The sequence below is a fragment of the Streptomyces polyasparticus genome, assembly GCF_014493765.1.
GTDB lineage: Bacteria > Actinomycetota > Actinomycetes > Streptomycetales > Streptomycetaceae > Streptomyces > Streptomyces polyasparticus.
In genome coordinates, this window is sequence record NZ_JACTVJ010000024.1 from 122,629 (window position 1) to 146,585 (window position 23,957).

General features: G+C 71.9%; 23 protein-coding genes and 1 tRNA gene. 16 read left to right on the forward strand and 8 right to left on the reverse strand.

Annotated elements, in window-relative coordinates; genetic code table 11:
• Positions 1-129: 129 nt before the first annotated feature.
• Positions 130-765, reverse strand: a complete 636-nt coding sequence (locus H9Y04_RS37365; RefSeq protein WP_308801663.1) for an HAD family hydrolase — start codon at positions 763-765, stop codon at positions 130-132.
• 74 nt (positions 766-839) lie between these two features.
• On the reverse strand, positions 840-2,186 hold the full coding sequence (gene murA / locus H9Y04_RS37370; protein WP_187818645.1) for a UDP-N-acetylglucosamine 1-carboxyvinyltransferase: 1,347 nt from the start codon (positions 2,184-2,186) through the stop codon (positions 840-842).
• A gap of 270 nt (positions 2,187-2,456) precedes the next feature.
• Here murA and H9Y04_RS37375 point away from each other — a divergent pair, with 270 nt between their 5' ends.
• Both H9Y04_RS37375 and H9Y04_RS37380 read left to right on the forward strand, forming a co-directional pair.
• Positions 2,457-3,026: a YqgE/AlgH family protein gene (locus tag H9Y04_RS37375; protein WP_187818646.1), complete on the forward strand. Its 570-nt coding sequence runs from the start codon at positions 2,457-2,459 to the stop codon at positions 3,024-3,026.
• A 94-nt stretch (positions 3,027-3,120) separates the two neighbouring features.
• A complete protein-coding gene (locus tag H9Y04_RS37380) occupies positions 3,121-3,417 on the forward strand; it encodes a DUF3039 domain-containing protein (protein ID WP_187818647.1) in 297 nt (98 codons plus the stop codon).
• Positions 3,418-3,490: 73 nt separating this feature from the next.
• Here the strand turns inward: H9Y04_RS37380 and H9Y04_RS37385 are convergent, their stop codons facing one another.
• Positions 3,491-3,880: a hypothetical protein gene (locus H9Y04_RS37385; RefSeq protein ID WP_187818648.1), complete on the reverse strand. Its 390-nt coding sequence runs from the start codon at positions 3,878-3,880 to the stop codon at positions 3,491-3,493.
• A gap of 191 nt (positions 3,881-4,071) precedes the next feature.
• On the opposite strand from H9Y04_RS37385, the gene H9Y04_RS37390 reads away from it, so the two are divergent.
• The 4 genes from H9Y04_RS37390 (at position 4,072) to H9Y04_RS37405 (ending at position 10,847) form a co-directional block, all read left to right on the forward strand.
• Positions 4,072-5,712 (forward strand): beta-N-acetylhexosaminidase, encoded by a 1,641-nt coding sequence (locus tag H9Y04_RS37390; protein ID WP_187818649.1) that lies wholly within the window; start codon positions 4,072-4,074, stop codon positions 5,710-5,712.
• Between the two features lie 307 nt (positions 5,713-6,019).
• Positions 6,020-6,907 (forward strand): FAD binding domain-containing protein, encoded by an 888-nt coding sequence (locus H9Y04_RS37395; RefSeq protein ID WP_187818650.1) that lies wholly within the window; start codon positions 6,020-6,022, stop codon positions 6,905-6,907.
• Complete coding sequence (locus H9Y04_RS37400; RefSeq protein WP_236071940.1) at positions 6,904-8,562, forward strand: 2Fe-2S iron-sulfur cluster-binding protein; 1,659 nt, start codon at positions 6,904-6,906, stop codon at positions 8,560-8,562. Before H9Y04_RS37395 ends, H9Y04_RS37400 begins: the two co-directional genes overlap by 4 nt.
• Positions 8,559-10,847 (forward strand): xanthine dehydrogenase family protein molybdopterin-binding subunit, encoded by a 2,289-nt coding sequence (locus H9Y04_RS37405; protein WP_187818651.1) that lies wholly within the window; start codon positions 8,559-8,561, stop codon positions 10,845-10,847. Before H9Y04_RS37400 ends, H9Y04_RS37405 begins: the two co-directional genes overlap by 4 nt.
• 16 nt (positions 10,848-10,863) lie before the next feature.
• On the opposite strand, the gene H9Y04_RS37410 is transcribed toward H9Y04_RS37405, so the two are convergent.
• Positions 10,864-11,334: a carboxymuconolactone decarboxylase family protein gene (locus tag H9Y04_RS37410; RefSeq protein WP_187818652.1), complete on the reverse strand. Its 471-nt coding sequence runs from the start codon at positions 11,332-11,334 to the stop codon at positions 10,864-10,866.
• Between the two features lie 154 nt (positions 11,335-11,488).
• Between H9Y04_RS37410 and H9Y04_RS37415 the strand changes: the two genes are divergently transcribed.
• A complete protein-coding gene (locus H9Y04_RS37415; protein WP_214662013.1) occupies positions 11,489-12,103 on the forward strand; it encodes a GNAT family N-acetyltransferase in 615 nt (204 codons plus the stop codon).
• Positions 12,100-12,648, forward strand: a complete 549-nt coding sequence (locus H9Y04_RS37420; protein ID WP_214662014.1) for a GNAT family N-acetyltransferase — start codon at positions 12,100-12,102, stop codon at positions 12,646-12,648. The genes H9Y04_RS37415 and H9Y04_RS37420 overlap by 4 nt, the downstream gene beginning before the upstream one ends.
• 38 nt (positions 12,649-12,686) lie before the next feature.
• On the opposite strand, the gene H9Y04_RS37425 is transcribed toward H9Y04_RS37420, so the two are convergent.
• Positions 12,687-12,761, reverse strand: a tRNA-Cys gene (locus H9Y04_RS37425).
• A 199-nt stretch (positions 12,762-12,960) separates the two neighbouring features.
• Here H9Y04_RS37425 and H9Y04_RS37430 point away from each other — a divergent pair.
• The 5 genes from H9Y04_RS37430 to dapE all read left to right on the forward strand — a co-directional run bounded on the left by H9Y04_RS37430 (position 12,961) and on the right by dapE (position 19,221).
• Positions 12,961-14,433: an MFS transporter gene (locus tag H9Y04_RS37430; RefSeq protein ID WP_187818654.1), complete on the forward strand. Its 1,473-nt coding sequence runs from the start codon at positions 12,961-12,963 to the stop codon at positions 14,431-14,433.
• 418 nt (positions 14,434-14,851) lie between these two features.
• Complete coding sequence (locus H9Y04_RS37435) at positions 14,852-16,645, forward strand: DEAD/DEAH box helicase (protein ID WP_187818655.1); 1,794 nt, start codon at positions 14,852-14,854, stop codon at positions 16,643-16,645.
• Between the two features lie 174 nt (positions 16,646-16,819).
• Entirely contained in the window at positions 16,820-16,990 is a 171-nt protein-coding gene (locus H9Y04_RS37440) for a hypothetical protein (protein ID WP_187818656.1), read from the forward strand.
• A 342-nt stretch (positions 16,991-17,332) separates the two neighbouring features.
• Positions 17,333-17,974, forward strand: a complete 642-nt coding sequence (locus H9Y04_RS37445; RefSeq protein WP_187818657.1) for an IclR family transcriptional regulator — start codon at positions 17,333-17,335, stop codon at positions 17,972-17,974.
• A 179-nt stretch (positions 17,975-18,153) separates the two neighbouring features.
• Positions 18,154-19,221: a succinyl-diaminopimelate desuccinylase gene (gene dapE, locus H9Y04_RS37450; protein WP_308801669.1), complete on the forward strand. Its 1,068-nt coding sequence runs from the start codon at positions 18,154-18,156 to the stop codon at positions 19,219-19,221.
• Between the two features lie 234 nt (positions 19,222-19,455).
• On the opposite strand, the gene H9Y04_RS37455 is transcribed toward dapE, so the two are convergent.
• Positions 19,456-20,151, reverse strand: a complete 696-nt coding sequence (locus H9Y04_RS37455; protein ID WP_236071942.1) for an HAD family hydrolase — start codon at positions 20,149-20,151, stop codon at positions 19,456-19,458.
• 162 nt (positions 20,152-20,313) lie between these two features.
• Between H9Y04_RS37455 and H9Y04_RS37460 the strand changes: the two genes are divergently transcribed.
• From H9Y04_RS37460 to H9Y04_RS37470, 3 genes are all read left to right on the forward strand, one after another.
• On the forward strand, positions 20,314-21,090 hold the full coding sequence (locus tag H9Y04_RS37460; RefSeq protein ID WP_187818659.1) for a chorismate synthase: 777 nt from the start codon (positions 20,314-20,316) through the stop codon (positions 21,088-21,090).
• Positions 21,087-22,211 (forward strand): o-succinylbenzoate synthase, encoded by a 1,125-nt coding sequence (menC, locus tag H9Y04_RS37465; RefSeq protein ID WP_187818660.1) that lies wholly within the window; start codon positions 21,087-21,089, stop codon positions 22,209-22,211. The genes H9Y04_RS37460 and menC overlap by 4 nt, the downstream gene beginning before the upstream one ends.
• 134 nt (positions 22,212-22,345) lie before the next feature.
• Positions 22,346-23,134, forward strand: a complete 789-nt coding sequence (locus H9Y04_RS37470; RefSeq protein ID WP_187818661.1) for a S16 family serine protease — start codon at positions 22,346-22,348, stop codon at positions 23,132-23,134.
• On the opposite strand, the gene H9Y04_RS37475 is transcribed toward H9Y04_RS37470, so the two are convergent.
• Positions 23,124-23,306: a hypothetical protein gene (locus H9Y04_RS37475; protein WP_187818662.1), complete on the reverse strand. Its 183-nt coding sequence runs from the start codon at positions 23,304-23,306 to the stop codon at positions 23,124-23,126. The genes H9Y04_RS37470 and H9Y04_RS37475 overlap by 11 nt on opposite strands.
• Positions 23,303-23,902: an ArsR/SmtB family transcription factor gene (locus tag H9Y04_RS37480; protein WP_187818663.1), complete on the reverse strand. Its 600-nt coding sequence runs from the start codon at positions 23,900-23,902 to the stop codon at positions 23,303-23,305. Before H9Y04_RS37480 ends, H9Y04_RS37475 begins: the two co-directional genes overlap by 4 nt.
• Positions 23,903-23,957: the final 55 nt, after the last annotated feature.

Consider the following 23,957-nt stretch of genomic DNA (forward strand, 5'->3'; position numbering starts at 1 on the left):
GGCGTTTGAGCAGATCCGAACGGAGTTCGGGTGCCGGGGTCCAGGGCGGAGCCCCGGTTTCGGGAAGGGGCGGGGTGGGGGAAGAGGCCCGCCGCAGGCGCAACCGGCCCGCACCCGAAGGCGAACCGGCTAGAACGAGACCTCGGCAAGCGACCGCACGAGCGTCGTACGCGGCCCCTTGGGGATGCCCGGGAGCGAAGGGACTGCCAGCAGACGGCAGCCCGCCGCAAGAGCCGCAGACGCCCCCGTGGGCGTGTCCTCGACGGCGAGGCACAGCGACGGGTCCACGCCCAAGGACGAGGCCGCGTTCAAGTAGGGGTCCGGGAAAGGCTTCCCGCGCTCCGACTCGCCCTCCGCGAACGAGGCGTCGAAGCGATGGCGCCCGAGCGTGTCGAGGACCAGGTCGGCCACATGACGCTCGGAAGAGGTCACGAGCGCGGTGGGGACGCCGAGTTCCCGCACCCGGTCCAGAAGGGCGAGCGCACCCGGCTGCACCGTCACACCGCCCGCCACGGCCTCCGTGAAGGCCTTGTCCAGGACGCGGGCCACCTCATCCCGCGGACGCGCGGTGAGTTGATTCCGTACGAGCAGATCCGCGGCCACCGCGATCGTCGCACCCGCGAACGGCTCGAGCAGCGGCGCGGGCGCCAACCGCCCTTCGGCCGCGAGGAATTCCCGTACGACATCGAGCCAGGCGTGCTCGGTGTCCACGAGCGTGCCGTCCATGTCGCAGAGCAGGGCGGCGGGAACAGGAAGAGTGACCACGGGTGACCTCCGCAAACGAAACCGGGGCGGCGCCAACCGAATGGCACCGCCCCGGAAACGTAACCGCAGAGGATCTAGACGAGCGCACCGCCCGGCAGTTCGACCTTCGCGCCGAGCTCCATGAGCTTCTCCATGAAGTTCTCGTAGCCGCGGTTGATCAGGTCGATGCCGTGCACGCGGGACGTGCCCTGGGCCGCGAGCGCGGCGATCAGGTACGAGAAGCCGCCGCGCAGGTCGGGGATGACGAGGTCAGCGCCCTGGAGTTTCGTCGGGCCCGAAACCACCGCGGAGTGCAGGAAGTTGCGTTGCCCGAACCGGCAGTCGGAGCCGCCCAGACACTCGCGGTAGAGCTGGATGTGCGCGCCCATCTGGTTGAGCGCGGAGGTGAAGCCGAGGCGCGACTCGTACACCGTCTCGTGCACGATCGACAGGCCCGAGGCCTGCGTGAGCGCGACGACCAGGGGCTGCTGCCAGTCGGTCTGGAAGCCCGGGTGGACGTCCGTCTCCAGCGCTATGGCCTTGAGCGCGCCGCCGGGGTGCCAGAAGCGGATGCCCTCGTCGTCGATCTCGAAGGCGCCGCCGACCTTCCGGTACGTGTTGAGGAAGGTCATCATCGTGCGCTGCTGGGCGCCGCGCACATAGATGTTGCCCTCGGTCGCGAGCGCCGCGGAGGCCCAGGACGCGGCCTCCAGACGGTCGGAGAGCGCGTGGTGGTTGTAGCCGCCGAGCTTGTCGACACCGGTGATCCGGATGGTCCGGTCGGTGTCCATGGCGATGATCGCGCCCATCTTCTGCAGCACGCAGATGAGGTCCTCGATCTCCGGTTCCACGGCGGCGTTGGAGAGCTCGGTGACGCCCTCGGCGAGCACGGCCGTGAGCAGCACCTGCTCGGTGGCGCCCACGGACGGGTACGGCAGCCGGATCTTGCAGCCGCGCAGCCGCTGCGGGGCCTCCAGGTACTGGCCGTCCGCGCGCTTCTCGATGGTCGCGCCGAACTGGCGGAGCACCTCGAAGTGGAAGTCGATCGGGCGGCCGCCGATGTCGCAGCCGCCGAGGCCCGGGATGAAGGCGTGGCCGAGGCGGTGCAGGAGCGGGCCGCAGAAGAGGATCGGGATACGGGACGAACCCGCGTGCGCGTCGATGTCCGCGACGTTCGCGCTCTCGACGTGCGAGGGGTCCATCACGAGCTCGCCCGGCTCGTCGCCGGGGCGGACGGTCACACCGTGCAGCTGCAGCAGGCCACGCACCACGCGGACATCGCGGATGTCGGGCACATTGCGCAGCCGGCTCGGCCCGTGGCCGAGCAGTGCGGCGACCATCGCCTTGGGCACGAGGTTCTTAGCCCCGCGGACACGGATCTCGCCCTCGAGCGGGGTGCCGCCGTGGACAAGGAGTACGTCGTCGGTGCCGTTGACGGTCATGTATCTCGCGTTCCGATGAGTCGGGCAGGGGGGTCCGAAGGTGCAAGCGTAATGGCCGTACACCCATGTTCCGGAAGCCCGAAGACGCTTCAGAACCGTCATGAGTTCGCCACAACACGAGCCGTTGCTTCGCAGTTGCGTACGGTCACCGGATCGCGGGTCCGGGTGTGAGGCCGGGCGAAAGCCGCGGCGCCCCGCTCACCACCGGATATGGGGCTGTGACACCCGCGTTCTGTCCACAGCGGCCGAATATGCGGGATCATGTCGACCATGACCGAGGTGTCCTCGCTCACAGGGCGGTTGCTCGTGGCCACCCCCGCCCTGGCGGACCCGAACTTCGACCGCGCGGTCGTCCTCCTGCTCGACCACGACGAGAAGGGTTCGCTCGGCGTGGTCCTCAACCGGCCCACGCCCGTGGGCGTCGGCGACATTCTCGAAGGGTGGGCCGAGCTGGCCGGCGAGCCCGGTGTGGTGTTCCAGGGCGGACCCGTATCGCTGGATTCGGCGCTCGGCGTGGCCGTGATCCCGGGCGATTCCACGGAGCGTGCGCCGCTCGGCTGGCGCCGGGTGCACGGAGCGATCGGGGTCGTGGACCTGGAGGCACCGCCGGAGCTGCTCGCGGCCGCGCTCGGTTCGCTGCGGATCTTCGCCGGATATTCGGGGTGGGGTCCGGGGCAGCTGGAGGACGAGCTGGCCGATGGTGCCTGGTACGTGGTGGAGTCCGAGCCGGGGGATGTCTCCTCGCCGGTGCCGGAGAAGCTGTGGCGCGCGGTGCTGCGGCGGCAGCGCAGTGAGCTGGCGATGATCGCGACATATCCGGACGACCCATCCCTTAACTAGGCGATCTGCCCCTCAATCAAGAGAGCGCTCGCTTGTACGGGGTGTGGGTTGACGCCCGACCGCCTTTGGCCGAAGCCTTCGGTAGCCTTTGGATATGAGCACTCTTGAGCCCGAGCGCGGCGCAGGTACGGGGACCCTCGTAGAGCCGACACCCCAGGTGTCGCATGGCGACGGCGACCACGAGCGCTACGCTCATTACGTCCAGAAGGACAAGATCATGGCGAGCGCCCTCGACGGCACCCCCGTCGTCGCGCTCTGCGGCAAGGTCTGGGTGCCGGGCCGCGACCCGAAGAAGTACCCCGTGTGCCCCCTGTGCAAGGAGATCTACGAGTCCATGGGGGACAGCGGCGGCGGCAAGGACAAGGACGGCAAGGGCGGCGGCAAGAAGTAGCCCCTGCCCGGCCCCTGGTGCGTCTGTGCTGCGCGCCGGGGGCCGCTCGCATGCTTGCGGCTGCCCGCAGGGTTCAGCCGGCGGTGGTCCACAGGATCGTGACGGCCGCCGTGAACAGGCAGTTGACCGCCCCGAGCGTCGCGAAGCGGCCGGGGCCGGGGAGCCGCCGTACCCCCGGCGCGAACGCGAGCGCGGTGAGGACCGCCGCCCAGGCTGCGACGATCCCCGCCAGGGCCGCCACCGGCTCGCCCACGGATGCGTCGGCCGCCACGCCCCAGAGCAGCGCCATCCCGATCACCGTCGCCACATAGCCGATCGGCAGCAGCGAGACCGCCCACAGCGCGCTGCCCAGGAGGATCAGGCCGAAGTGTCCGCCCGGCGCCGACTGCCCGAGCGGGGACGGCTGGTAGAGCTCGCGCAGGCCCGGCGTCATGGAGTGCGGCGGGGTGGCCTGTCGGTTCATGGGGGTGTGCTCCGTTCCTCGTCCGCCCGATCCCGGTGCGTGCATCGTGCGTACGGACATGCTGGTCCGCGGGCTGCGGTGAGGCATGAGTACGGGCACTCAGATCTCCGGGTGGGGATTTCACCTGGACCCCTGGGCGCGGAATTATTGAGGCTCGTTGAGTAAGCGGGGGGCGTGACAGGGTCGTTGGCATGACGACTCCTGACGCGCCTCCTGCGCTGATACCCCTGCCGGTCACGTACGAAGGGACCGCGGGCCGTACGTTTCCGCTGGTCGCCGAGTCGATGCTGAACGCCGGACCCGGCACGCAAGGCGTCGCGCGCTGGCTGCGCACCACCGTCGGGGCGGCCACGGGTCTGTTCCTCGACCCGGCGGCCGAGGGTGCCGACATCACGCTGCGGATCGACCCCGAACTGGCCGCCGAGGCCTACCGCTTGACCGTGGACGACGCCGGCGTGCGGATCGAAGGCGGCGGCCCCGCGGGGGTGTTCTGGGGTGCGCAGACCCTGCGGCAGCTGCTCGGACCCGAGGCGTTCCGGCGCGCGCCCCTCGACGGGCGCGGCACCTGGGAGGTGCCGGCGGTCCGCATCGAGGACGAGCCCCGCTTCGGCTGGCGCGGCATGATGCTCGATGTGTCGCGGCACTTCATGCCGAAGGACGGCGTGCTGCGCTACCTCGACCTCATGGCCGCGCACAAGCTCAATGTCTTCCACTTCCATCTGACCGACGACCAGGGCTGGCGCGTCGAGATCAAGCGGTACCCGCGGCTGACCGAGATCGGCTCGTGGCGGGCCCGCACCAAGTACGGGCACCGCGCGTCGCCGCTGTGGGAGGACAAGCCGCACGGCGGGTTCTACACGCAGGACGACATCCGCGAGATCGTCGCGTATGCAAGGGAGCGGCATATCCGCGTCGTCCCCGAGATCGACATCCCGGGCCACTCGCAGGCCGCGATCGCAGCGTATCCCGAGCTCGGGAACAGCGATGTCGTCGACACGGCGGCGCTGGGCGTCTGGGACAACTGGGGTGTCAGTCCGCATGTGCTGGCGCCCTCCGAGGACGTGCTGCGGTTCTACGAAGGGGTCTTCGAGGAACTGCTCGGCCTCTTCCCCGAGGACGTGTCGCCCTTCGTGCACATCGGCGGGGACGAGTGCCTCAAGGACCAGTGGAAGCAGTCGGCGTTCGCGCAGGCGCGGATGCAGGAGCTGGGGCTCAAGGACGAGGACGAGCTGCAGTCCTGGTTCATCCGGCACTTCGACCGCTGGCTGGCCGGGCGGGGCCGGCGGCTCATCGGCTGGGACGAGATCCTCGAAGGCGGTCTCGCCGAGGGCGCCGCGGTGTCCAGCTGGCGCGGGTACGCGGGCGGTATCGCGGCCGCGCAGGCGGGGCACGACGTCGTCATGTGCCCTGAGCAGCAGGTGTACTTGGACCACCGGCAAGGCGGCGGCGAGGACGAGCCGGTGCCGATCGGTTATGTACGCACGCTTGAGGACGTGTACCGCTTCGAGCCCGTGCCGCCGCAGCTGTCCGCCGAGGAGGCCGCGCATGTGCTCGGCACGCAGGCCAATCTGTGGACCGAGGTGATGGAGCACCAAGGGCGCGTCGACTACCAGGCGTTCCCCCGGCTGTCGGCCTTCGCCGAAGTGGCCTGGAGCGCGCTGCCGTCCTCGGGGGAGCGGGACTTCGCCGGATTCGAGCGGCGAATGGGCGCGCACTACGCCCGACTTGAGGCCCTCGGCGTCGAGTTCCGGCCGCCCGGTGGCCCGTTGCCGTGGCAAAAGCGTCCGGGTGTGCTCGGACGCCCGATCGAGGGGGCGCCCCCAAACGTGTGAGGTGTGCACGACCCATGTGTCCCGGGGGTGCGGCCCTGGGAGCGTGGGCGCGCATCGCCGTGGACCGTCGGGAAGCGCTGAGAACCGCTGGTGGGCAATGCCCTACGAAATCCGGGCATTGCGCGAATTCCCGTACGAAAGGGGTCTAGTGGACCCCGGCGTCGGCGGGCCCGGAAGATGTGCCAGAGTTGCCACGTCCGGCCTGTGAGCACGTACCGTACCGGGGGCACCCCCTGCTCGAAGAGCTTGGGGGAGCAGCAGACACACCACGGCCTCACGAGTCGGGCACGGGAAGGGGCAGCCGGTCTTGACCACGCACGCACCGCAGGTGGCGCAGTCCGTGACGTTGCCGACCTCGCTCGACGAGGCGGTCGCGGCACTCTCCGCCATGCCCGCCGCCGTGCCCGTGGCCGGCGGCACCGATCTGATGAGCTCGGTGAACAAGGGGCAGCTCAGGCCCGCCGGTCTGGTCGGCCTCGGGAAGATCAACGAGATCCGCGGCTGGCAGTACCAGGACGGCCACGCGCTGCTCGGCGCCGGCCTCACCCACGCCCGCATGGGACGCCCCGATTTCGCCGCCCTGATCCCCGCGCTCGCCGCCGCCGCCCGCGCGGCCGGGCCGCCCACCATCCGCAACGCCGGGACGCTCGGCGGCAATATCGCCACCGCGGCGCCGACCGGCGACTCGCTGCCCGTGCTCGCCGCCCTCGAAGCAGAGCTGATCGTCGCGGGCCCCGGCGGCGCACGCCGTGAGGTGCCCGTCTCGCATCTGCTCGCCGGGATGGAGCGGCTGCGCGGCGGTGAACTCATCGGCTACGTACGGATTCCGCTCCTGCACGCCCCGCAGGTGTATCTGAAGGCCACCGGCCGCACCGGCCCCGGGCGCGCCCTCGCCTCCGTCGCCCTCGTGCTCGACCCCGCGCGCCGCGGAGTGCGGTGCGCGGTGGGCGCCGTGGCGCCGATGCCGCTGCGCCCGCTGGAAGCCGAGCGCTGGATTTCCTCGCTGATCGACTGGGACGCCGACCGCGCCCTCGCGCCCGAGGCGCTGCACGCCTTCGGCGACTATGTCGCCGCGGCCTGCATCCCCGACCAGGCGCCGGACGGCTCCCCGCAGGAGCTGCCACCCGCCGTACAGCAGCTGAGGCGCACGGTCGCCGTGCTCGCGCGGCGTGCTCTGGGGAGGGCGCTGGCATGAGCGGCACGGAGGGCAACGGCGCTCCTGGGTACGGGAACGGCTACGGAAACGGCATGGGCAACGGACACACCGGCGAGGGCTCGTACGGGAACGGGGCCGAGGCTTCCTACGGGAACGGGACCGACGGTTCCTACGGGAACGGGACCGAGGGTTCCTACGGGAACGGGACCGAGGGTTCCTACGGGCACGGCGGCTGGCAGCCCACGAGCCAGGGCGAGTACGACGGCGACGCGACGGCCTTCGTCGCGCTGCCCGAAGGCTTCGCTGACACCCCGCTCGCGGCGCCCGGCGGCAGCTTCGTACCGCCGCAGATCTCGGTCGTGCCCGGAGCGGCGGCCGATCCGGCGGCGACCGGCACCTTCGTGATCCCTTCGCTGGTGCCGCAGATGAGTGCGGAGCACTCCGCTCCCGAGGCCGCGCCTGCTGCTCCTGCGCCTGCTCCTGCTCCTGTCCAGTGGCCCGAGCCCAACGCGCCGCAGCAGCCCGCGCCTCCGCACGAGTCGGGGATGACCGGGCAGTGGTCGTTCACGCAGCCGCCTGGTCAGGGTGGGCACGAGTCCGGTCAGCAGGGTGGGCACGAGTCCGCGCAGGGTGGGCATGAGCCCGTGCAGGCTCAGCCTCAGTCCCAGCCGGAGTCGCACCCGCAGGCGCCATCGGACCCACATCCGCACCCGCAATCGCAGGTCACCGGGCAGTGGTCGATTCCGCTGGCGCAGGGTGATCTTCCGGATGAATCGGGCGAGTTCACCACCTCTTCGCTGGTCGACCAGTGGGCCGACCGCGCCCCGGCGACCCTGCCGGGCGGCGCTCCGGCGCCGTGGGCTCAGCACCTGCCGGAGCCGGAGCCGCAGCCCGAGGAACCGGCCGCGCAGGGCGAGCAGCGCGCAGAGCCCGCCGAGTCCGCCGCCCCCGCAGCGGAACAGCCCGCCGACCCCGACGTATCGCCGCAGGACGGACAGCCCGAACCCCCCGCGCAGGAAGCCGCCGAGGACGCCGAGCCGTCCGACGGGGCCGACCCGTCCGAGGGCGCCGAGCCCGCTGCCCCGGTCTCCGGCTTCGGCGACGAACACCCGCACGCCTCGTACGTGCTGCGCGTGAACGGCGCCGACCGGCCCGTCACCGACGCCTGGATCGGCGAATCGCTGCTCTACGTGCTTCGCGAGCGCCTCGGTCTCGCCGGCGCCAAGGACGGCTGCTCGCAGGGCGAGTGCGGTGCGTGCGCAGTGCAGGTCGACGGCCGCCTCGTGGCCTCCTGCCTCGTGCCCGCCGCGACGGCCGCGGGCAGTGAAGTACGTACGGTCGAAGGCCTCGCCGAGGACGGTCAGCCCTCCGACGTGCAGCGGGCGCTCGCCGCGAGCTGCGCCGTGCAGTGCGGCTTCTGCGTACCGGGCATGGCGATGACCGTGCACGATCTGCTCGAAGGCAACCCGCAGCCGACCGAGCGCGAGACCCGCCAGGCGCTGTGCGGCAACCTCTGCCGCTGCTCCGGCTACAAGGGTGTACTCGAAGCGGTCAAGGACGTCGTCGCCGAGCGGCAGACGGCCGCGTCCGACACCGGGTCCGGGGACGAGACCGAGGACCACGCACGCATCCCGCACCAGGCACCCCCTGGCGCGGGCGGCGTGAACTACCCGCAGGACGGAGGCCGGTCGTGAGCCAGGAGACGGTCACCGCACCCGCCGCCGAGGAGAAGCACCTCGGGCTCGGTGCCTCCCTTGCGCCCGCGGACGCGCGCGCGAAGACGGAGGGCACGTTCCCGTACGCCTCCGATCTGTGGGCCGAGGGCCTCCTGTGGGCGGCGATCCTGCGCTCGCCGCACCCGCACGCCCGGATCACCTCCATCGACACCTCCGGCGCCGAGCAGATGCCGGGAGTGCACGCGGTCGTCACCCACGCCGACGTGCCCGGTGACGCGGCGCACGGGCGGCGGATCGCGGACCGTCCCGTGTTCGCTTCCGAGCTCGTACGGCACCACGGCGAGCCCATCGCCGCCGTCGCCGCCGACCACCCGGACACGGCCCGGATGGCCGCGGCCGCGATCGTCGTCGAGTACGAGGTGCTCGAACCGGTCACCGACCCCGAACAGGCCTTCGCCGCCGAGCCGTTGCACCCCGACGGCAATCTGATCCGGCACATCCCGCTGCAGTACGGGGACGCCGAGGCCACCGGCGAGATCGTCGTCGAGGGCCTGTACCGCATCGGCCGCCAGGACCCCGCACCCATCGGCGCCGAGGCCGGTCTCGCCGTGCCGCGTCCCGACGGCGGCGTCGAGCTGTACGTGGCCTCCACCGACCCGCACTCCGACCGCGATCTGGCCGCCGCCTGCTACGGCCTGGAGCCCGACCGCGTGAAGGTGGTCGTCACGGGCGTGCCCGGCGCGACCGCCGACCGCGAGGACCCCGGCTTCCAACTGCCGCTCGGCCTGCTCGCGTTGAAGACCGGCTGCCCGGTCAAGCTCACCGCGACCCGCGAGGAGTCCTTCCTCGGCCACGCCCACCGCCACCCGACGCTCCTGCGCTACCGCCACCACGCGGACGCCGAGGGCCGCCTCGTCAAGGTCGAGGCGCAGATCCTGCTGGACGCGGGCGCGTACGCGGATGCGTCCTCGGAGTCGTTGGCTGCCGCCGTCGCCTTCGCCTGCGGCCCGTACGTCGTGCCGCACGCCTTCATCGAAGGCTGGGCGGTGCGCACCAACAACCCGCCCTCCGGGCACGTCCGCGGCGAGGGCGCGCTGCAGGTCTGCGCCGCGTACGAGGCCCAGATGGACAAGCTGGCCGCGAAGCTGGGCGTGGACCCGGCCGAGCTGCGGATGCGCAACGTCATGGCCACCGGCGACATCCTGCCGACCGGGCAGACGGTCACGTGCCCGGCGCCCGTCGCGGAACTCCTGCGCGCCGTACGGGACTTCGACCTCCCCCCGCTCCCCAAGGACACCCCGGAAGAGGAGTGGATCCTGCCGGGCGGCCCCGAGGGCGCGGGCGAGCCGGGAGCCGTCCGCCGCGGTGTCGGCTACGCGCTCGGCATGGTGCACATGCTCGGCGCGGAAGGCGCGGACGAGGTCTCGACCGCGACCGTGAAGGTCCAGGACGGCGTCGCGACCGTGATCTGCGCGGCCGTCGAGACCGGCCAGGGCTTCTCCACGCTCGCCCGCCAGATCGTCCAGGAGACCCTCGGCATCGAGGAAGTCCACGTCGCGGCCGTCGACACCGACCAGCCGCCGGCCGGCGCGGGCTGCCGCAGCCGCCATACGTGGGTCTCGGGCGGAGCCGTCGAACGCGCCGCCAAGATGGTCCGCACCCAGCTTCTGCAGCCCCTGGCCCACAAGTTCGGCATGTCCACGGAGCTGCTCCAGATCGCCGACGGCAAGATCACCTCGTACGACGGTGTCCTGTCCACGACCGTCACCGAGGCGATGGACGGCAAGGAACTCTGGGCCACGGCCCAGTGCCGTCCGCACCCGACCGAGCCGCTCGACGAGACAGGCCAGGGCGACGCCTTCGTCGGCCTCGCCTTCTGCGCGATCCGCGCGGTGGTCGACGTGGACGTCGAGCTCGGCTCGATCCGCGTCGTCGAACTCGCCGTCGCCCAGGACGTCGGCCGCGTCCTCAACCCGGCCCAGCTGGCGGCCCGTATCGAGGCGGGCGTCACGCAGGGCGTGGGCGCGGCCCTGACCGAGAACCTCCGCACCCCGCGCGGCGTGGTCCGCCACCCGGACCTCACGGGCTACGCGCTGCCGACCGCCCTGGACGCCCCCGACATCCAGATCGTCAAGCTGGTCGAGGAGCGCGACGTCGTCGCCCCGTTCGGCGCCAAGGCCGCCTCCGCCGTCCCGGTGGTCACGGCCCCGGCCGCGGTGGCGGGCGCGGTGCGCGCGGCCACCGGGCGGCCGGTGAACCGGCTGCCGATCAGGCCGCAGGCAGCGGTGGTGTCCGGGCAGTAGCCCGGGCGGTGTCGTTTCAGAACTGCCCGACCACGTAGGAGCCGGCCGGGTTCCGCACCGTCACATTGAGCCGGTTCATCGCGTTCATCAGGGCGATCAGCGAGACCAGGCCCGCCAGTTCGTCCTCGGTGTAGTGCTTGGACGCGTTCGTCCACGCCTCGTCCGAGACACCGCCCGACGCGTCCGCGATACGGGTGGCCTGCTCGGCGAGCTCCAGGGCGGCGCGCTCCGCCTCCGTGTAGACGGTGGCCTCGCGCCAGGCGGCGACCAGGTGGATCCGTACGGCCTGTTCGCCCTCGTGCGCCAGGTGCTTGGTGTGGATGTCGACGCACATCGCGCAGCCGTTGATCTGGCTCACCCGCAGCGAGACCAGCTCCTGGAGCACGGTCGGCAGCGACGAGTCGGTGATGACCTTGCCCGCGGAGACCAGGTACTTGAGATGCTTCGCGGCGAGTTCGTTGGTGAAGAGGTTCAGTCGTGCGGTCATGGCGGGCTCCTCGTATGCGGTGGTGCGAGCTGGTGACAACCACGGGATGCCGCCGGATCCCCGGCTGTGACAGGGCAGTTGATGTGACCTGGCTCACCCGGCCGGGAGCGCACGTATGCTCCGTACCAGCAATGCAGGAGCAGGAGGGGGCCACGTGGCTGTCGTGAGCGGGGAAGCCGTGGTCGTCGAAGGGGACGGGCTCGTGCTGCGGGAGTGGCGGGACGAGGACCTCGACGCCATGCGCGGGATCTTCGACAACGGCGATGTCGCCCGGTTCACGCCGCTGCCCGCGCCCTTCGGTCCCGAAGAGGCCCGGACACACCTGGCGAACGCGCGGCAGAAACGTGCCGCCGGGACCCACCTGCGGCTCGCCGTCACGACCGACGGCGGCACCGCCCTCGGCGAAGTCATGATCAACCTGGAGATGGCCACGCTCGGCTACGCCATCGGCCCCGAGCACCGCGGCCAGGGCCTCGCCGTACGGGCCACGCGGCTGCTCACCTCGTACGCCCATGAAGAACTGGGGATACGGGAACTCCGCCTGCAGATCGACGAGGACAACCTCGCGAGCCGGGCCGTCGCGGAGGCGGCGGGCTACCGGCTCGTCGAGGACGAGGCCGAGTGGATCGAGTCCAAGGGGCGGCGCGTGCTGCTCACGAGCTGGCTGCACGAGGACGCCGGGCTCGTGCACGGGGACGCCGGGCTCTCGTATGAAGACGCCGGCCTGTCACATGACGGCGCCGGCCTGTCGCATGAGGAATCCGCTTGATACTCCGTGAACTGCGCACACCCCGGCTGCGGTTGCTGCCGGTGAAGCCCGCGTACGCCGCCGAGATGGCGCGGGTGCTCGGCGATCCCGCGCTGCACACGTTCATCGGCGGCGCGCCCGAGAGCGAACAGGAGCTGCGTGCGCGGTACGAACGGTGGCTCGCCGGATCCCCCGACCCTCAAGTGACCTGGTGCAACTGGGTGGTCGAGCTCGTCGCCCAGCGCCGGTTCGTCGGCGCGGTACAGGCCACGGTGGGGCCTGCGCCGGCCCATCTGCAGGGGTACGCCGACGACTCCCGTATCGCCGAGATCGCCTGGACCGTGGGCACTCCGTGGCAGGGGCGGGGGATCGCGCGGGAGGCGGCGTGCGCGCTGGTCGTGGCGCTCGCGCAGGAGCCGCTGGACGCGGTGATCGCCCATGTGCACCCGGACCATCACGCGTCGGCTTCGGTCGCGGCGGCGGCCGGGCTCACGGTGACGGATGTGGTGCATGACGGTGAAGTCATGTGGCGTCTTGAGCTGTCGGGACCGGGCGCGGGCGCGTAAGGCGCACGGCGCGGTCCGGGGCGTGGCGGGTGCTGCGGTGGAGGCCGTGACGGGATTCGAACCCGCGTAACTTGTTTTGCAGACAAGTCCCTGAGCCACTCGGGTACACGGCCGAGTCGATGTCTTCGACGCTAGGCGGGCCCGATGCGCCCGCCAAGGGAACGGCCGCTCCTGCAATACGACTGCCACAGCGCGTTCATGTCCCGGCGGGGCGAAGGAGCCGAGGGCGGGGCGGGGCGTAGGACCAACGGACGAGAAAGGTCCCGTCCCTGGCCAGGGGCGATTGTCAGTGCCGGACCGTACGGTCTTCGCATGGCCGTCGACTCGCGCACCGCAGCGCTCCCGAGCACCGTCACCCCGGACGAAGGGGTGCTCGGGCGGCGGCTGCGCGCGCTGAGCATCGGGATCGTCTCGGTCGTCGTCCTGATCGCCTTCGAGGCGACCGCGGTCGGCACCGCGATGCCGGTGGCGGCACGGGAGTTGGACGGGGTCGCGCTCTACGGCTTCGCGTTCTCGGGGTACTTCACGACCTCGCTCTTCGGCATGGTCCTGGCCGGCCAGTGGGCCGACCGGCGCGGACCGCTCGGCGCGCTCGCGGCGGGCATCGGGGCGTTCGCGGCGGGGCTGCTGCTGTCCGGCACGGCGGGGGCGATGTGGCTCTTCATCGCCGGGCGCGCGGTGCAGGGACTCGGCGGGGGACTGGTGATCGTCGCGCTGTACGTGGTGGTCAGCCGGGCCTATCCGGAGCGGCTGCGGCCCGCGATCATGGCGGCCTTCGCGGCCGGCTGGGTGGTCCCGGCGATCGTGGGCCCGCTGGTGGCCGGCACCGTCACCGAACAGCTCGGCTGGCGCTGGGTGTTCCTCGGCATTCCGGCCCTGGTGACGCTCCCGCTGCTGCTCGCCCTGCCGGCGATACGGCGGACCGCGGGCGGACCGCCCGACGGGGCGCCCGTGCGCTTCGAGTCCCGCCGCATCCGCCTCGCGCTCGGCATCTCGCTCGGCGCGGGCCTGCTGCAGTACGCGGGCCAGGATCTGCGCCCGTTCTCGGTGCTGCCCGCGGCGGCCGGGCTGGCGGTGCTCGTGCCGTCGGTGCTCGCGCTGCTGCCGCGCGGCACGTTCCGCGCGGGGCGCGGTCTGCCCTCGGTCATCCTGCTGCGCGGGCTCGCGGCGGGTTCGTTCATCGCGGCGGAGTCCTTCATCCCACTGATGCTGGTCGCACGCCGCGGGCTCTCCCTGACCATGGCCGGGCTCGCCCTGGCGGTCGGCGGTGCGACCTGGGCGCTCGGTTCGTACATCCAGTCACGGCCGCGGCTCGAAAACCGGCGCGTGCCGCTGGTCCGCGTCGGCATGGTCCTGGTCACGGCGGCGATAGCGGCGGCGCCGACCGTCCTGATCGACTCCGTCCCGGTGTGGATCATCGCGCTCGCCTGGGCGTGGGGTTGCTTCGGCATGGGCCTGGTGATCTCCTCGACCAGCGTCCTGATGCTGAGCCTGTCGGCCCCGACGGAGGCGGGCGCCAACTCGGCGGCCCTCCAGATATCCGACGGCCTGTCCAACGCCTTGCTGCTCGCGGGCGGCGGCGCGGCTTTCGCGGCGCTGGGCGGCGGCGCTCTCTCGGGCCACGGCACGGATGGGGCTACGGGCGGCCCGGCGGTGGCGTTCGCGTCGGTGTTCGCGCTGTCGGTGGTGGTGGCTGCGGTGGGGGTGTGGGTGGCGGGGCGGTTGCGATCCAGCTCCGACGGCAATCCCAGCTCCGACGGCAATCCCAGCCCCGCCGGCGTTTGAGGCGATCCGAACGAAGTTCGGATGAGGGGGGCCGAGGCGGAGCCCCGGTTTCGGGAAGGGGCGGGTAGGGGAAATCCGCCCGCCGCAGGCGCCCCACCCCAGCCCCCACGGACCCGCACCTGGCCTCACCCCAGCCCAGACGTACCCGACCTGGCCCCACGCAGCCCAGACGCACCCGCACCTGGCCCCACGCAGCCCAGACGCACCCGCACCTGGCCCCACCCCAGCCCAGAGGCACCCGCGTCCGGCCACCCCCACCATGTGACCCATGTCGCACCCGCACCCGACCCGGCTCGGTCACCCCAGCCCAAATCTCCCGCCCCGGTAAGGTGGCCCGGTTGTCATACGGAGCCGGCACACGCCCGTCGTCGGCCCCCGACCACCTGCCCCACGTAGCCGACCTGCCGAACCGGAGACCGTGACTACCACCGCCACCAGCAGCTCGCACCACCTCTCACCCGCGTTCCCGGGCCGCGCCCCCTGGGGTACCGCCAACAAGCTGCGTGCCTGGCAGCAGGGGGCCCTCGAGCGGTATGTGCAGGAGCAGCCGAGGGACTTCCTCGCCGTCGCCACCCCCGGCGCCGGCAAGACGACCTTCGCGCTGACCCTCGCCTCCTGGCTCCTTCACCACCATGTGGTGCAGCAGGTGACGGTCGTGGCCCCCACCGAGCACCTGAAGAAGCAGTGGGCGGACGCCGCGGCCCGGATAGGGATCAAGCTGGACCCGGAGTACAGCGCGGGCCCGCTCAGCAAGGAGTACCACGGCGTCGCCGTGACCTATGCGGGTGTCGGCGTGCGCCCGATGCTGCACCGCAACCGCGTCGAGCAGCGCAAGACCCTGGTGATCCTCGACGAGATCCACCACGCCGGTGACTCCAAGTCCTGGGGCGAGGCCTGCCTCGAAGCCTTCGAGCCGGCCACGCGCCGCCTGGCCCTGACCGGTACGCCGTTCCGCAGCGACACCAACCCCATCCCCTTCGTCCAGTACGAGGAGGGCAAGGACGGTATCCGCCGCTCGTCCGCGGACTACACGTACGGCTACGGCAACGCGCTCGCCGACAGCGTCGTGCGGCCGGTCATCTTCCTCTCGTACAGCGGCAACATGCGCTGGCGCACGAAGGCGGGCGATGAGATCGCGGCCCGGCTCGGCGAGCCGATGACCAAGGACGCGATCAGCCAGGCCTGGCGCACCGCGCTCGACCCGCGCGGCGACTGGATGCCGAACGTCCTGCGCGCCGCCGACCAGCGGCTCACCGAGGTCCGTAAGTCGATCCATGACGCGGGCGGTCTGGTGATCGCCTCCGATCAGGAGTCGGCGCGTGCGTACGCGAAGTTGATCCGCGAGATCACCGGGACCAAGGCGACCTTGGTGCTCTCCGACGACGCGGGGGCCTCGAAGAGGATCGACGACTTCAGCGAGGGCACCGACCGCTGGATGGTCGCCGTCCGCATGGTGTCCGAGGGCGTCGACGTCCCGCGCCTGGCGGTCGGTGTGTACGCGACCACGATCTCCACACCGCTGTTCTTCGCACAGGCTGTGGGCCGTTTCGTACGGTCGAGGCGCCGCGGCGAGACCGCCTCCGTCTTCCTGCCCACCATCCCGGACCTGCTCGGCTTCGCCAACGAGATGGAGGTCGAGCGCGACCACGTGCTCGACAAGCCGAAGAAGGACGGCGAGGAGGATCCGTACGCCGAGTCCGAGAAGGAGATGGACGAGGCGAACAAGGAGCAGGACGAGGACACCGGCGAACAGGACATGCTCCCGTTCGAGGCCCTCGAATCCGACGCGGTCTTCGACCGGGTGATGTACAACGGCGCCGAGTTCGGCATGCAGGCCCATCCCGGCAGCGAGGAGGAGCAGGACTACCTCGGCATTCCCGGTCTGCTCGAACCCGACCAGGTGGAGCTGCTCCTGCAGAAGCGCCAGCAGCGGCAGATCGCGCACAGCCGCAAGAAGCCCGCCGAAGAGGCCGATCTGCTCGAAATGCCCGCCGAGCGGCGCCCGGTGGTCTCCCACAAGGAGATGCTCGAACTGCGCAAGCAGCTCAACACCATGGTCGGCGCGTACGTCCACCAGTCGGGCAAGCCGCACGGGGTGATCCACACCGAGCTGCGCCGGGTCTGCGGCGGACCGCCGAGCGCGGAGGCCACGGCCGGGCAGCTGCGGCAGCGGATCGCCAAGGTGCAGGAGTGGGCGACGCGGATGAAGTGAGGACCCCGCGCGGGCAGGCCGAGGCCGCCTGCGCGGGACCTTCGCCCCCGTGGCTGGGGACTTTCGCCGGGCAACGGCTCCTTATTTGATCATTACGTTGGTGTCCGGGACCGGTCGTGCGCATCGCGGCCGCCCCGCGACTGAGCCGTCCCTGCCGACCGAGGTCCTGCCGCCATGAAGCACCGCCGTATCGCGTTGTTCGCCCTGTGCGCCGCGATGGTGGTGGCGGCCCTGCTCGTCTCGCCCCTGATGCCCGGGCTCTGGACCGTGCTCGGGGCCCTGCTCATCCTCGGCATCGGCGCGGCGATGGTGGTCATCGGGCGCAGGCTCGGGTCGCGGAACTGACACCACGGGCCCGGTCACGCGTCCTGAGGGCCGCAGGGACCTTCCCGGCCAAACGTCCCGTACCACCCGGCCCGATGGCACCCGGTGACCGGATTCTGGACGGAGTCTTCCGCTCAGCGGACCCGCTCGCTAATGTCCCGGCAACGCACACGCCCCGTGGCAGCGCCGCCGCGGAGCGCAGCCGGTGCGTGAAGCTTCCCGGGGGAGTCAGGCCTTCGGGGGAGCCGATGACCGGCGGCCTCTGACGCGCGTCGCCGACGGGACCGGCGACGGGGTGACTCCGCTCATCGCGGACACCGCCGCGTACAAGGCCGTCGCCACTCACCTTAAGGAGAGGGCGTCGTGACCGCGGAGACCTCCCAGACGCTCGACCGGGGACTGCGTGTCCTCAAGCTGCTCGCCGACACCGACCACGGGCTGACCGTCACCGAACTGTCCACGAAGCTCGGGGTCAACCGCACCGTCGTCTACCGTCTGCTCGCCACGCTGGAACAACATGCGCTGGTACGGCGGGACTTGGGCGGCCGCGCCCGGGTCGGCCTCGGGGTGCTCAGCCTCGGCCGCCAGGTGCACCCGCTGGTGCGCGAGGCCGCGCTGCCCGCGCTGCGCTCGCTGGCCGAAGACATAGGCGCCACCGCCCACTTGACGCTCGCCGACGGTTCGGAGGCCCTCGCGGTCGCGGTGGTCGAGCCGACATGGACCGACTACCACGTCGCGTACCGCACGGGCTTCCGTCATCCGCTCGACCGCGGCGCGGCCGGCAAGGCGATACTCGCCGCGCGTCAGGGCCTCGTGGACGACCCCGGATTCACGCTCACCCACGGCGAGTTGGAGGCGGGCGCGAGTGGCGCCGCCGCCCCGCTGCTGGGTGTGACCGGCATAGAGGGCAGCGTCGGCGTGGTCATGCTGTCCGACTCGATCCCGGAGCGGGTGGGCCCCCGTGTCCTGGACGCGGCCCGCGAGGTGGCGGACGCGCTGCGGTAGGCGATGGCGCCGAGGTGGACGCGCTGCGGTAGGTGATGGCGCCGAGGTGGACGCGCTGCGGTAGGCGATCGCGCCGAGGTGGCCGTGCTGCGGTAGGCGATCGCGCCGAGGTGGCCGTGCTCGGGCGGCCCCGCTGTGATCTCCTGTGCCTACGCACGCCCGTACGCCCAGGAGCACCCGTGACCAGCCTTGACCTCACCGCCGACGTGGTCGCCCTGACCCGCGCGTTGGTCGACCTCCCCTCCGAGAGCGGCCAGGAGGGCCCGCTCGCCGACGCGGTCGAGGCGGCCCTCGCCGCGCTCCCGCACCTCATGGTGGAGCGGCTCGGCAACACCGTCGTGGCCCGCACGGCCCTGGGCCGCCCGGAACGCGTCGTCATCGCCGGCCACCTGGACACGGTGCCCGCCGCGGGCAACCTCCCCTCGCGCGAGCAGGACGGCCGCATCCACGGCCTCGGTGCCTGCGACATGAAGGGCGGCGTCGCGGTCGCCCTGCGCCTGGCGGCCGAACTGACCGCCCCCGCACGGGACATCACGTATGTCTTCTACGAGTGCGAGGAGGTCGAGGGCGACCGCAACGGTCTCCTGCAGCTCGCCCGCCACCGCCCCGCCCTGCTCGCCGCCGACTTCGCGATCCTCATGGAGCCCTCCGACGCGGGGGTGGAGGCCGGGTGCCAGGGCGTGCTCGAAGCGGAGATCGTGGTCCGTGGCACCCGGGCTCACACTGCCCGCGCGTGGATGGGCGTCAATGCGGTGCACCGCGCGGCCGCGATCCTGCAGCGGCTGGCCGACCACAGGCCCGAGCGCGTGGTCATCGACGGGCTCGAGTACCGCGAGGGCCTCAGCGCCGTCGCCGTACGGGCCGGGGTCGCCGGGAACGTCGTCCCCGACGAGTGCGTGATCACGGTCAACGCCCGCTTCGCACCCCACCGTTCGCTCGCGGACGCCGAGGCGTACGTACGGAATCTCTTCCCGGCCGGTGAGTACGACGAGTTCACCGTGACCGACGCGGCCCCGGGCGCCCTGCCCGGCCTCGACCGCCCGGCGGTCGCCTCCCTGATCGGCTTCCTGGGCGTGACGCCGCGTCCCAAGCTCGGCTGGACGGACGTCGCCCGCTTCACCGAACTCGGCGTCCCGGCCCTCAACTACGGACCCGGGGACCCGGTACTCGCCCATACGGCGGGGGAGTTCGTGCCCGTGACGCAGCTGCGCGAGTGCGAGCGCAGGCTCACGGACTGGCTGAGGTGAGCGGAGCTGTTCATCAGCGGGCTGCTCCCCGCGGCGTCCCATGCGGGGGCTCTGCCCCCTGCACCCCCGGTGTGCTGGCGGGGCGGGCCGTTTGGCTGAGGTGAGCGGGGCTGTTCATCAGCGGGCCTGACCCTGCGCGTCCCACGCGGGGGCTCTGCCCCCTGCACCCCCGATGCGCCGGCGGGACGGGCCGGCGTGCCCCATCGGCTGTCCGGCCCGGCTGAGGCCGGAGTGTCAGAGCAGCTCCAGGAGCTCCGTCAGCGAGCCGACCGACGCGACCCCCGCCGGTGCCGCCGGTCCCCACGGCGCCTCCGGCCGGAGCATCGCGCGCCCCTCGTAACCGAGTGCGAGCGCCGCGGCCACCAGCTCCGGATCGTCGTCCACGAAGAGGCACTGCGCGGGTTCGAGACCCAAGGCGTCACTGGCGTGCCGGTACATCCGCGGGTCAGGCTTGGTGCAGCCGAGCACCGCCGAGATCGCGTACGCCTCGAAATAGCCGGCCATGCCGAGCCGGTCGTGCAGCGCGGGCAGTTCCGGCCATGCGTCGGACACGACGGCCATCCGCACGCCGCGGCGCCGTAGCTCGTCGAGGGTGCCGAGGACGTCGGGGTAGAGCTCGAGGACCGTGCAGGGGTCCACCTCGCGGACCAGCTCGGCGAGGAGCTCCGCGGCCGGCTCCACGCCGAGCCGGCCGAGCAGGAACCGGTGGTAGGCGTCGCGGGAGGGCGTGTCGGCCGCGCTGCCGAGGAAGCGGTCGCCCGCCGCGACGGCCTCGGCGAACCGGCCGCCGGTGATCCCGGGGGAGTGGGCGAGCACCGTCGGCTCGAAATCGGCCCGCGGATTCCAGCGGCCCCCGACCGGCCGCATCAGGACCCCACCGGAGTCGAACAACACCGCGCGTACGGCGGGCAGTTGGGCGGGTGAAGGCATCGGACCAGTCTGGACGGGCGGCCCGGAGGGCTCAAGAGGGCCGGGGCGCAGGCTCAAGAGGGCCGGGGTGGAGGTGCGAGAGGGCGGAGCGGAGGCGCGAGAGGTCGGGGCGGAGGCGGATGCCGGGGTGAGGCATAGCGGGAGTGACGGCACAATCGGGACATGACCGTCACCGTCCGTACCGTGCACGACGTCGCCGGGATCGCCGCCGTCGCCGACTTCTTCTGCGAGGTGTGGCAGACGCCGCGCAGCGCACCGCCGTACCCGGCCGAGGTGCTGCACAGCCTGCGGCACGCGGGCGGCGCGGTGCACGCCGCGTATGGCACGGACGGGGCCCTGGCCGGTGCGGCCGTCGCCGTGTTCGGGGAGCCGGCGGACCGCGACTGCTACTCGTTCGTGGCCGCCGCGCGCACCAGCGACCGCGGTGTCGGCCTGCTCGTGAAGCGGGCGCAGCGCGAGTGGGCGGTGCAGCGCGGGGCGCGCACCATGCGGTGGACCTTCGACCCGCTGGTCGGCCGCAACGCCCGCTTCAACCTGGTCAAGCTGGGCGGTACCGGCACCGAGTACCTCGTCGACTTCTACGGGCCGATGGCCGACGGCCTCAACGACGGCGACGAGAGCGACCGCCTCACCGTCACCTGGGATCTGACCGCCCCCGACGCCACCCCGCGCGCGGAGCCCCCGGCGCCGACGGGCGACGTCATCGCGACCGCCCCCGACGGCGCCGCCCTCGCGTACCGGGAAGGCGACACGGTCCGGTGCCGCGTGCCCGAGGACATCGTCCGGCTGCGCGCCGCCGACCCGGACGAAGGGCTGCGCTGGCGGCACGCCGTACGGGAGGTCTTCACGCAGGCCTTCGCCGAGGGGTACGTCGCCACCTCGATGTCCCGCGACGGCTGGTACACCCTGGAACGGACCCCTGAGAGGACGAGCGCGTGAAGCTCGAACGCGTCGAACTGCACCATGTGGCCCTCCCCTTGGTCACCCCGTTCCGTACGTCCTTCGGGACGATGACCGCCAAGGACACCTTCCTCCTGAGGGTGGTCACGGACGAGGCGGAGGGCTGGTCGGAGTTCGCGGCCGATCCCGCGCCCGACTACTGCTCGGAGTTCCTGGCCGGGGCCGAGATCGTCATCCGGGACTTCCTGCTGCCCCGCATCGCCGCGCTGCCGCAGCTCACGACGGCCGCGCTCGCCCCGGTGATGCACCAGGTCAAGGGCCATGAGCTGGCGAAGGCCGCGGTCGAGACGGCCTTCCTCGACGCCGAGCTGCGGTCGTACGGGATGTCGCTGGCGACCTACCTCGGCGCGGTCCGCGAGCGGGTGCCCGCCGGGGTCTCGGTCGGCATCAAGGACTCGGTGCCCGCGCTGCTGGACGACGTCGAGCGGTATCTCGCCGAGGGCTACGTACGGATCAAGCTGAAGATCGAGCCGGGCTGGGACGTCGAGCCGGTACGTGCGGTGCGCGAGCGGTTCGGTGCGGAGCTGCCGCTCCAAGTCGACGCCAACACGGCGTACACGCTCGCGGATGCGGAGCAGCTGCGGAAGCTCGACGCGTACGGGCTGCTGCTCATCGAGGAGCCCCTGGACGAGAACAATCTGCACGCGCACGCCCTGCTGCAGCAGCGCATCACGACCCCCGTATGCCTGGACGAGTCCCTGCACAACGCGCGCGACGCGGCCTCCGCGATCGCGATGGACGCCTGCCGCGTGGTCAATGTGAAGCCCGCGCGGGTCGGCGGCTACCTGGAGGCCCGCCGGCTGCACGACGTCGCCGCCGCGCACGGGGTGCCGGCCTGGGTGGGCGGCATGCTGGAGACCGGGATCGGGCGCGCGCCCAATCTCGCCCTCGCGGCGCTGCCGGGCTTCACGCTGCCGGGAGACACGTCGGCTTCCAGCCGCTACTTCGCGGAGGACATCACCGACCCGTTCGTACTGGAGGCGGGCCATCTGCGGGTGCCCACCGGTCCGGGCATCGGAACGGCCCCGCGCCCCGATGCGCTGCGGCGCTTCACACTGGCCCGGAGGGACCTGTACGCGGGGGTGGGGCGCCCGGCGTAGCCGGCGCTTCAGGGGCGCGGGGAACTGCGCGGGAAGGGGCCACCGGCCCGCGGCCGCCCACGCGCGCCACGCAAGCGCGGCGGTTGGGCGTCCCACGGGAGCAGGGCCCTGAACGACCACGTTAGATTGACCCCGTGCCCCTCAGCCTCAGCCGCCGCGCCACCCTCGGCCTCAGCGCCCTGCCCGTTGCCGCGCTGCTCGCCGTCGCCGGACTCGCCCCGCTGCCGTTCACCGTGGCGCAGCCCGGCGGGACATCGGACGTGCTCGGTGAGCACGACGGCAAGCCCGTGATCACCATCGAGGGCGCGCAGACCCGCGACACGAGCGGCGAGCTGCGGATGACCACGATCCTCGCGACGGGACCGGACGCGGACGTCGACTTCGGCGACGTGGTCGACGGCTGGTTCCGCACTGACCGTGCGGTGATGCCGCGCGACGCCGTCTATCCGAGCGGCGGCAGCGTCAAGGAGATCGAGGAGCACAATGTCGCCGAGATGCGGAAGTCGCAGAACTCCGCGGTCGCGGCGGCCCTGAACTATCTGGACGAGGACCCGGCCAAGGTCAAGGTCGACCTCGAACTCGCCGGCATCGGCGGCCCCAGCGCGGGGCTGCTGTTCTCCCTCGGCATCGTCGACAAACTCGACGGCGACGGTGCGGGCGGCGATCTGACCGGCGGCCGCTCCATCGCCGGTACGGGCACGATCGACGCGGACGGCAAGGTGGGCCCGGTCGGCGGTGTCTCGCTCAAGACCCAGGCGGCCAAACGCGACGGCGCCACGGTCTTCCTGGTCCCGAAGGCCGAGTGCGCGGATGCGCAGGCGGAGCTGCCGAAGGGACTCCGGCTGATCCCGGTCACCTCCCTGGAGCAGACGGTGGAGGCGCTCAGGGCCCTGGACAAGGGCGGGGACGTTCCTAGCTGCTGAAGGCGGGGGCCGGACGGCCCGGGGTGGCCAGGCGCAGGCCCACGTGGACCAGGGTCCAGCCGAGGCGGACGCGCATGCCGGACGGCTCCTCGGCGGAGTTCAACTCCCCGGGGGCGTGCGGGAGTTCGGTGGTGCGCTGGTGATGTACGTACAGATGTGCTTCGGGTATCACTTCGAGTCCTCCTCGTCGGTACGGGGGAACGCGTGCAGCTGTACACGGAATGCTCGCTCGCCCGGCCCCCGTTCGCCGGGCATGTCGCGCTTGTAGCTCTCGATCACTTCCATCAGCCGTTCGCTCAGCTCGCGTGCCTGCTCGGGCGTGATGCTGAGTCGCCAGCCGCTCATGTCGGCCGCGTCGCGCCATTCCTCGGGGAGTTGGTACCGCGTCCCCAGAAACGTGTTGAGCTCAGATGTGTGCTGGTCGGCCATCATGTGCAGCATCGACTCGACTGCTCCGCGCACCGTGGGGTCCGGGTCGTGGATCAGCTCGGACGTCATCCGAGTGCCGACGTGCACCGCTTTCCACCAGCGCTCCCGCCCCTTCCCGTGCTCCGGGGCGTCCTCCACGAATCCGTGCGCGGCGAGCTGTCGCAGGTGATAGCTGGTCGCCCCGCTCGACTCGCCCAGTCGGTCGGCCAGTTGAGATGCGGTCGCCGGGCCGAAGCGCCGCAGTGCGTCGAGCAGTTGCATGCGCAGCGGGTGGGCGAGACCGCGCAGGGAACGCGGGTCGAGCTCGCGGATCTCGGTGTTCTTCTCCGGTTCGGCCATGCCCCCACCGTAGCGATGCAAAGACTTGGTTGCAACGGGTTCTTTGCAACCAAGT

Coding starts and splice junctions, on each gene's coding strand:
- murA (WP_187818645.1), bottom strand. CDS start 2,186: ATGACCGTCAACGGCACCGACGACGTACTCCTTGTCCACGGCGGCACC.
- H9Y04_RS37375 (WP_187818646.1), top strand. CDS start 2,457: ATGACCGAGGTGTCCTCGCTCACAGGGCGGTTGCTCGTGGCCACCCCC.
- H9Y04_RS37380 (WP_187818647.1), top strand. CDS start 3,121: ATGAGCACTCTTGAGCCCGAGCGCGGCGCAGGTACGGGGACCCTCGTA.
- H9Y04_RS37385 (WP_187818648.1), bottom strand. CDS start 3,880: ATGAACCGACAGGCCACCCCGCCGCACTCCATGACGCCGGGCCTGCGC.
- H9Y04_RS37390 (WP_187818649.1), top strand. CDS start 4,072: ATGACGACTCCTGACGCGCCTCCTGCGCTGATACCCCTGCCGGTCACG.
- H9Y04_RS37400 (WP_236071940.1), top strand. CDS start 6,904: ATGAGCGGCACGGAGGGCAACGGCGCTCCTGGGTACGGGAACGGCTAC.
- H9Y04_RS37410 (WP_187818652.1), bottom strand. CDS start 11,334: ATGACCGCACGACTGAACCTCTTCACCAACGAACTCGCCGCGAAGCAT.
- H9Y04_RS37430 (WP_187818654.1), top strand. CDS start 12,961: ATGGCCGTCGACTCGCGCACCGCAGCGCTCCCGAGCACCGTCACCCCG.
- H9Y04_RS37440 (WP_187818656.1), top strand. CDS start 16,820: ATGAAGCACCGCCGTATCGCGTTGTTCGCCCTGTGCGCCGCGATGGTG.
- H9Y04_RS37455 (WP_236071942.1), bottom strand. CDS start 20,151: ATGCCTTCACCCGCCCAACTGCCCGCCGTACGCGCGGTGTTGTTCGAC.
- H9Y04_RS37460 (WP_187818659.1), top strand. CDS start 20,314: ATGACCGTCACCGTCCGTACCGTGCACGACGTCGCCGGGATCGCCGCC.
- H9Y04_RS37480 (WP_187818663.1), bottom strand. CDS start 23,902: ATGGCCGAACCGGAGAAGAACACCGAGATCCGCGAGCTCGACCCGCGT.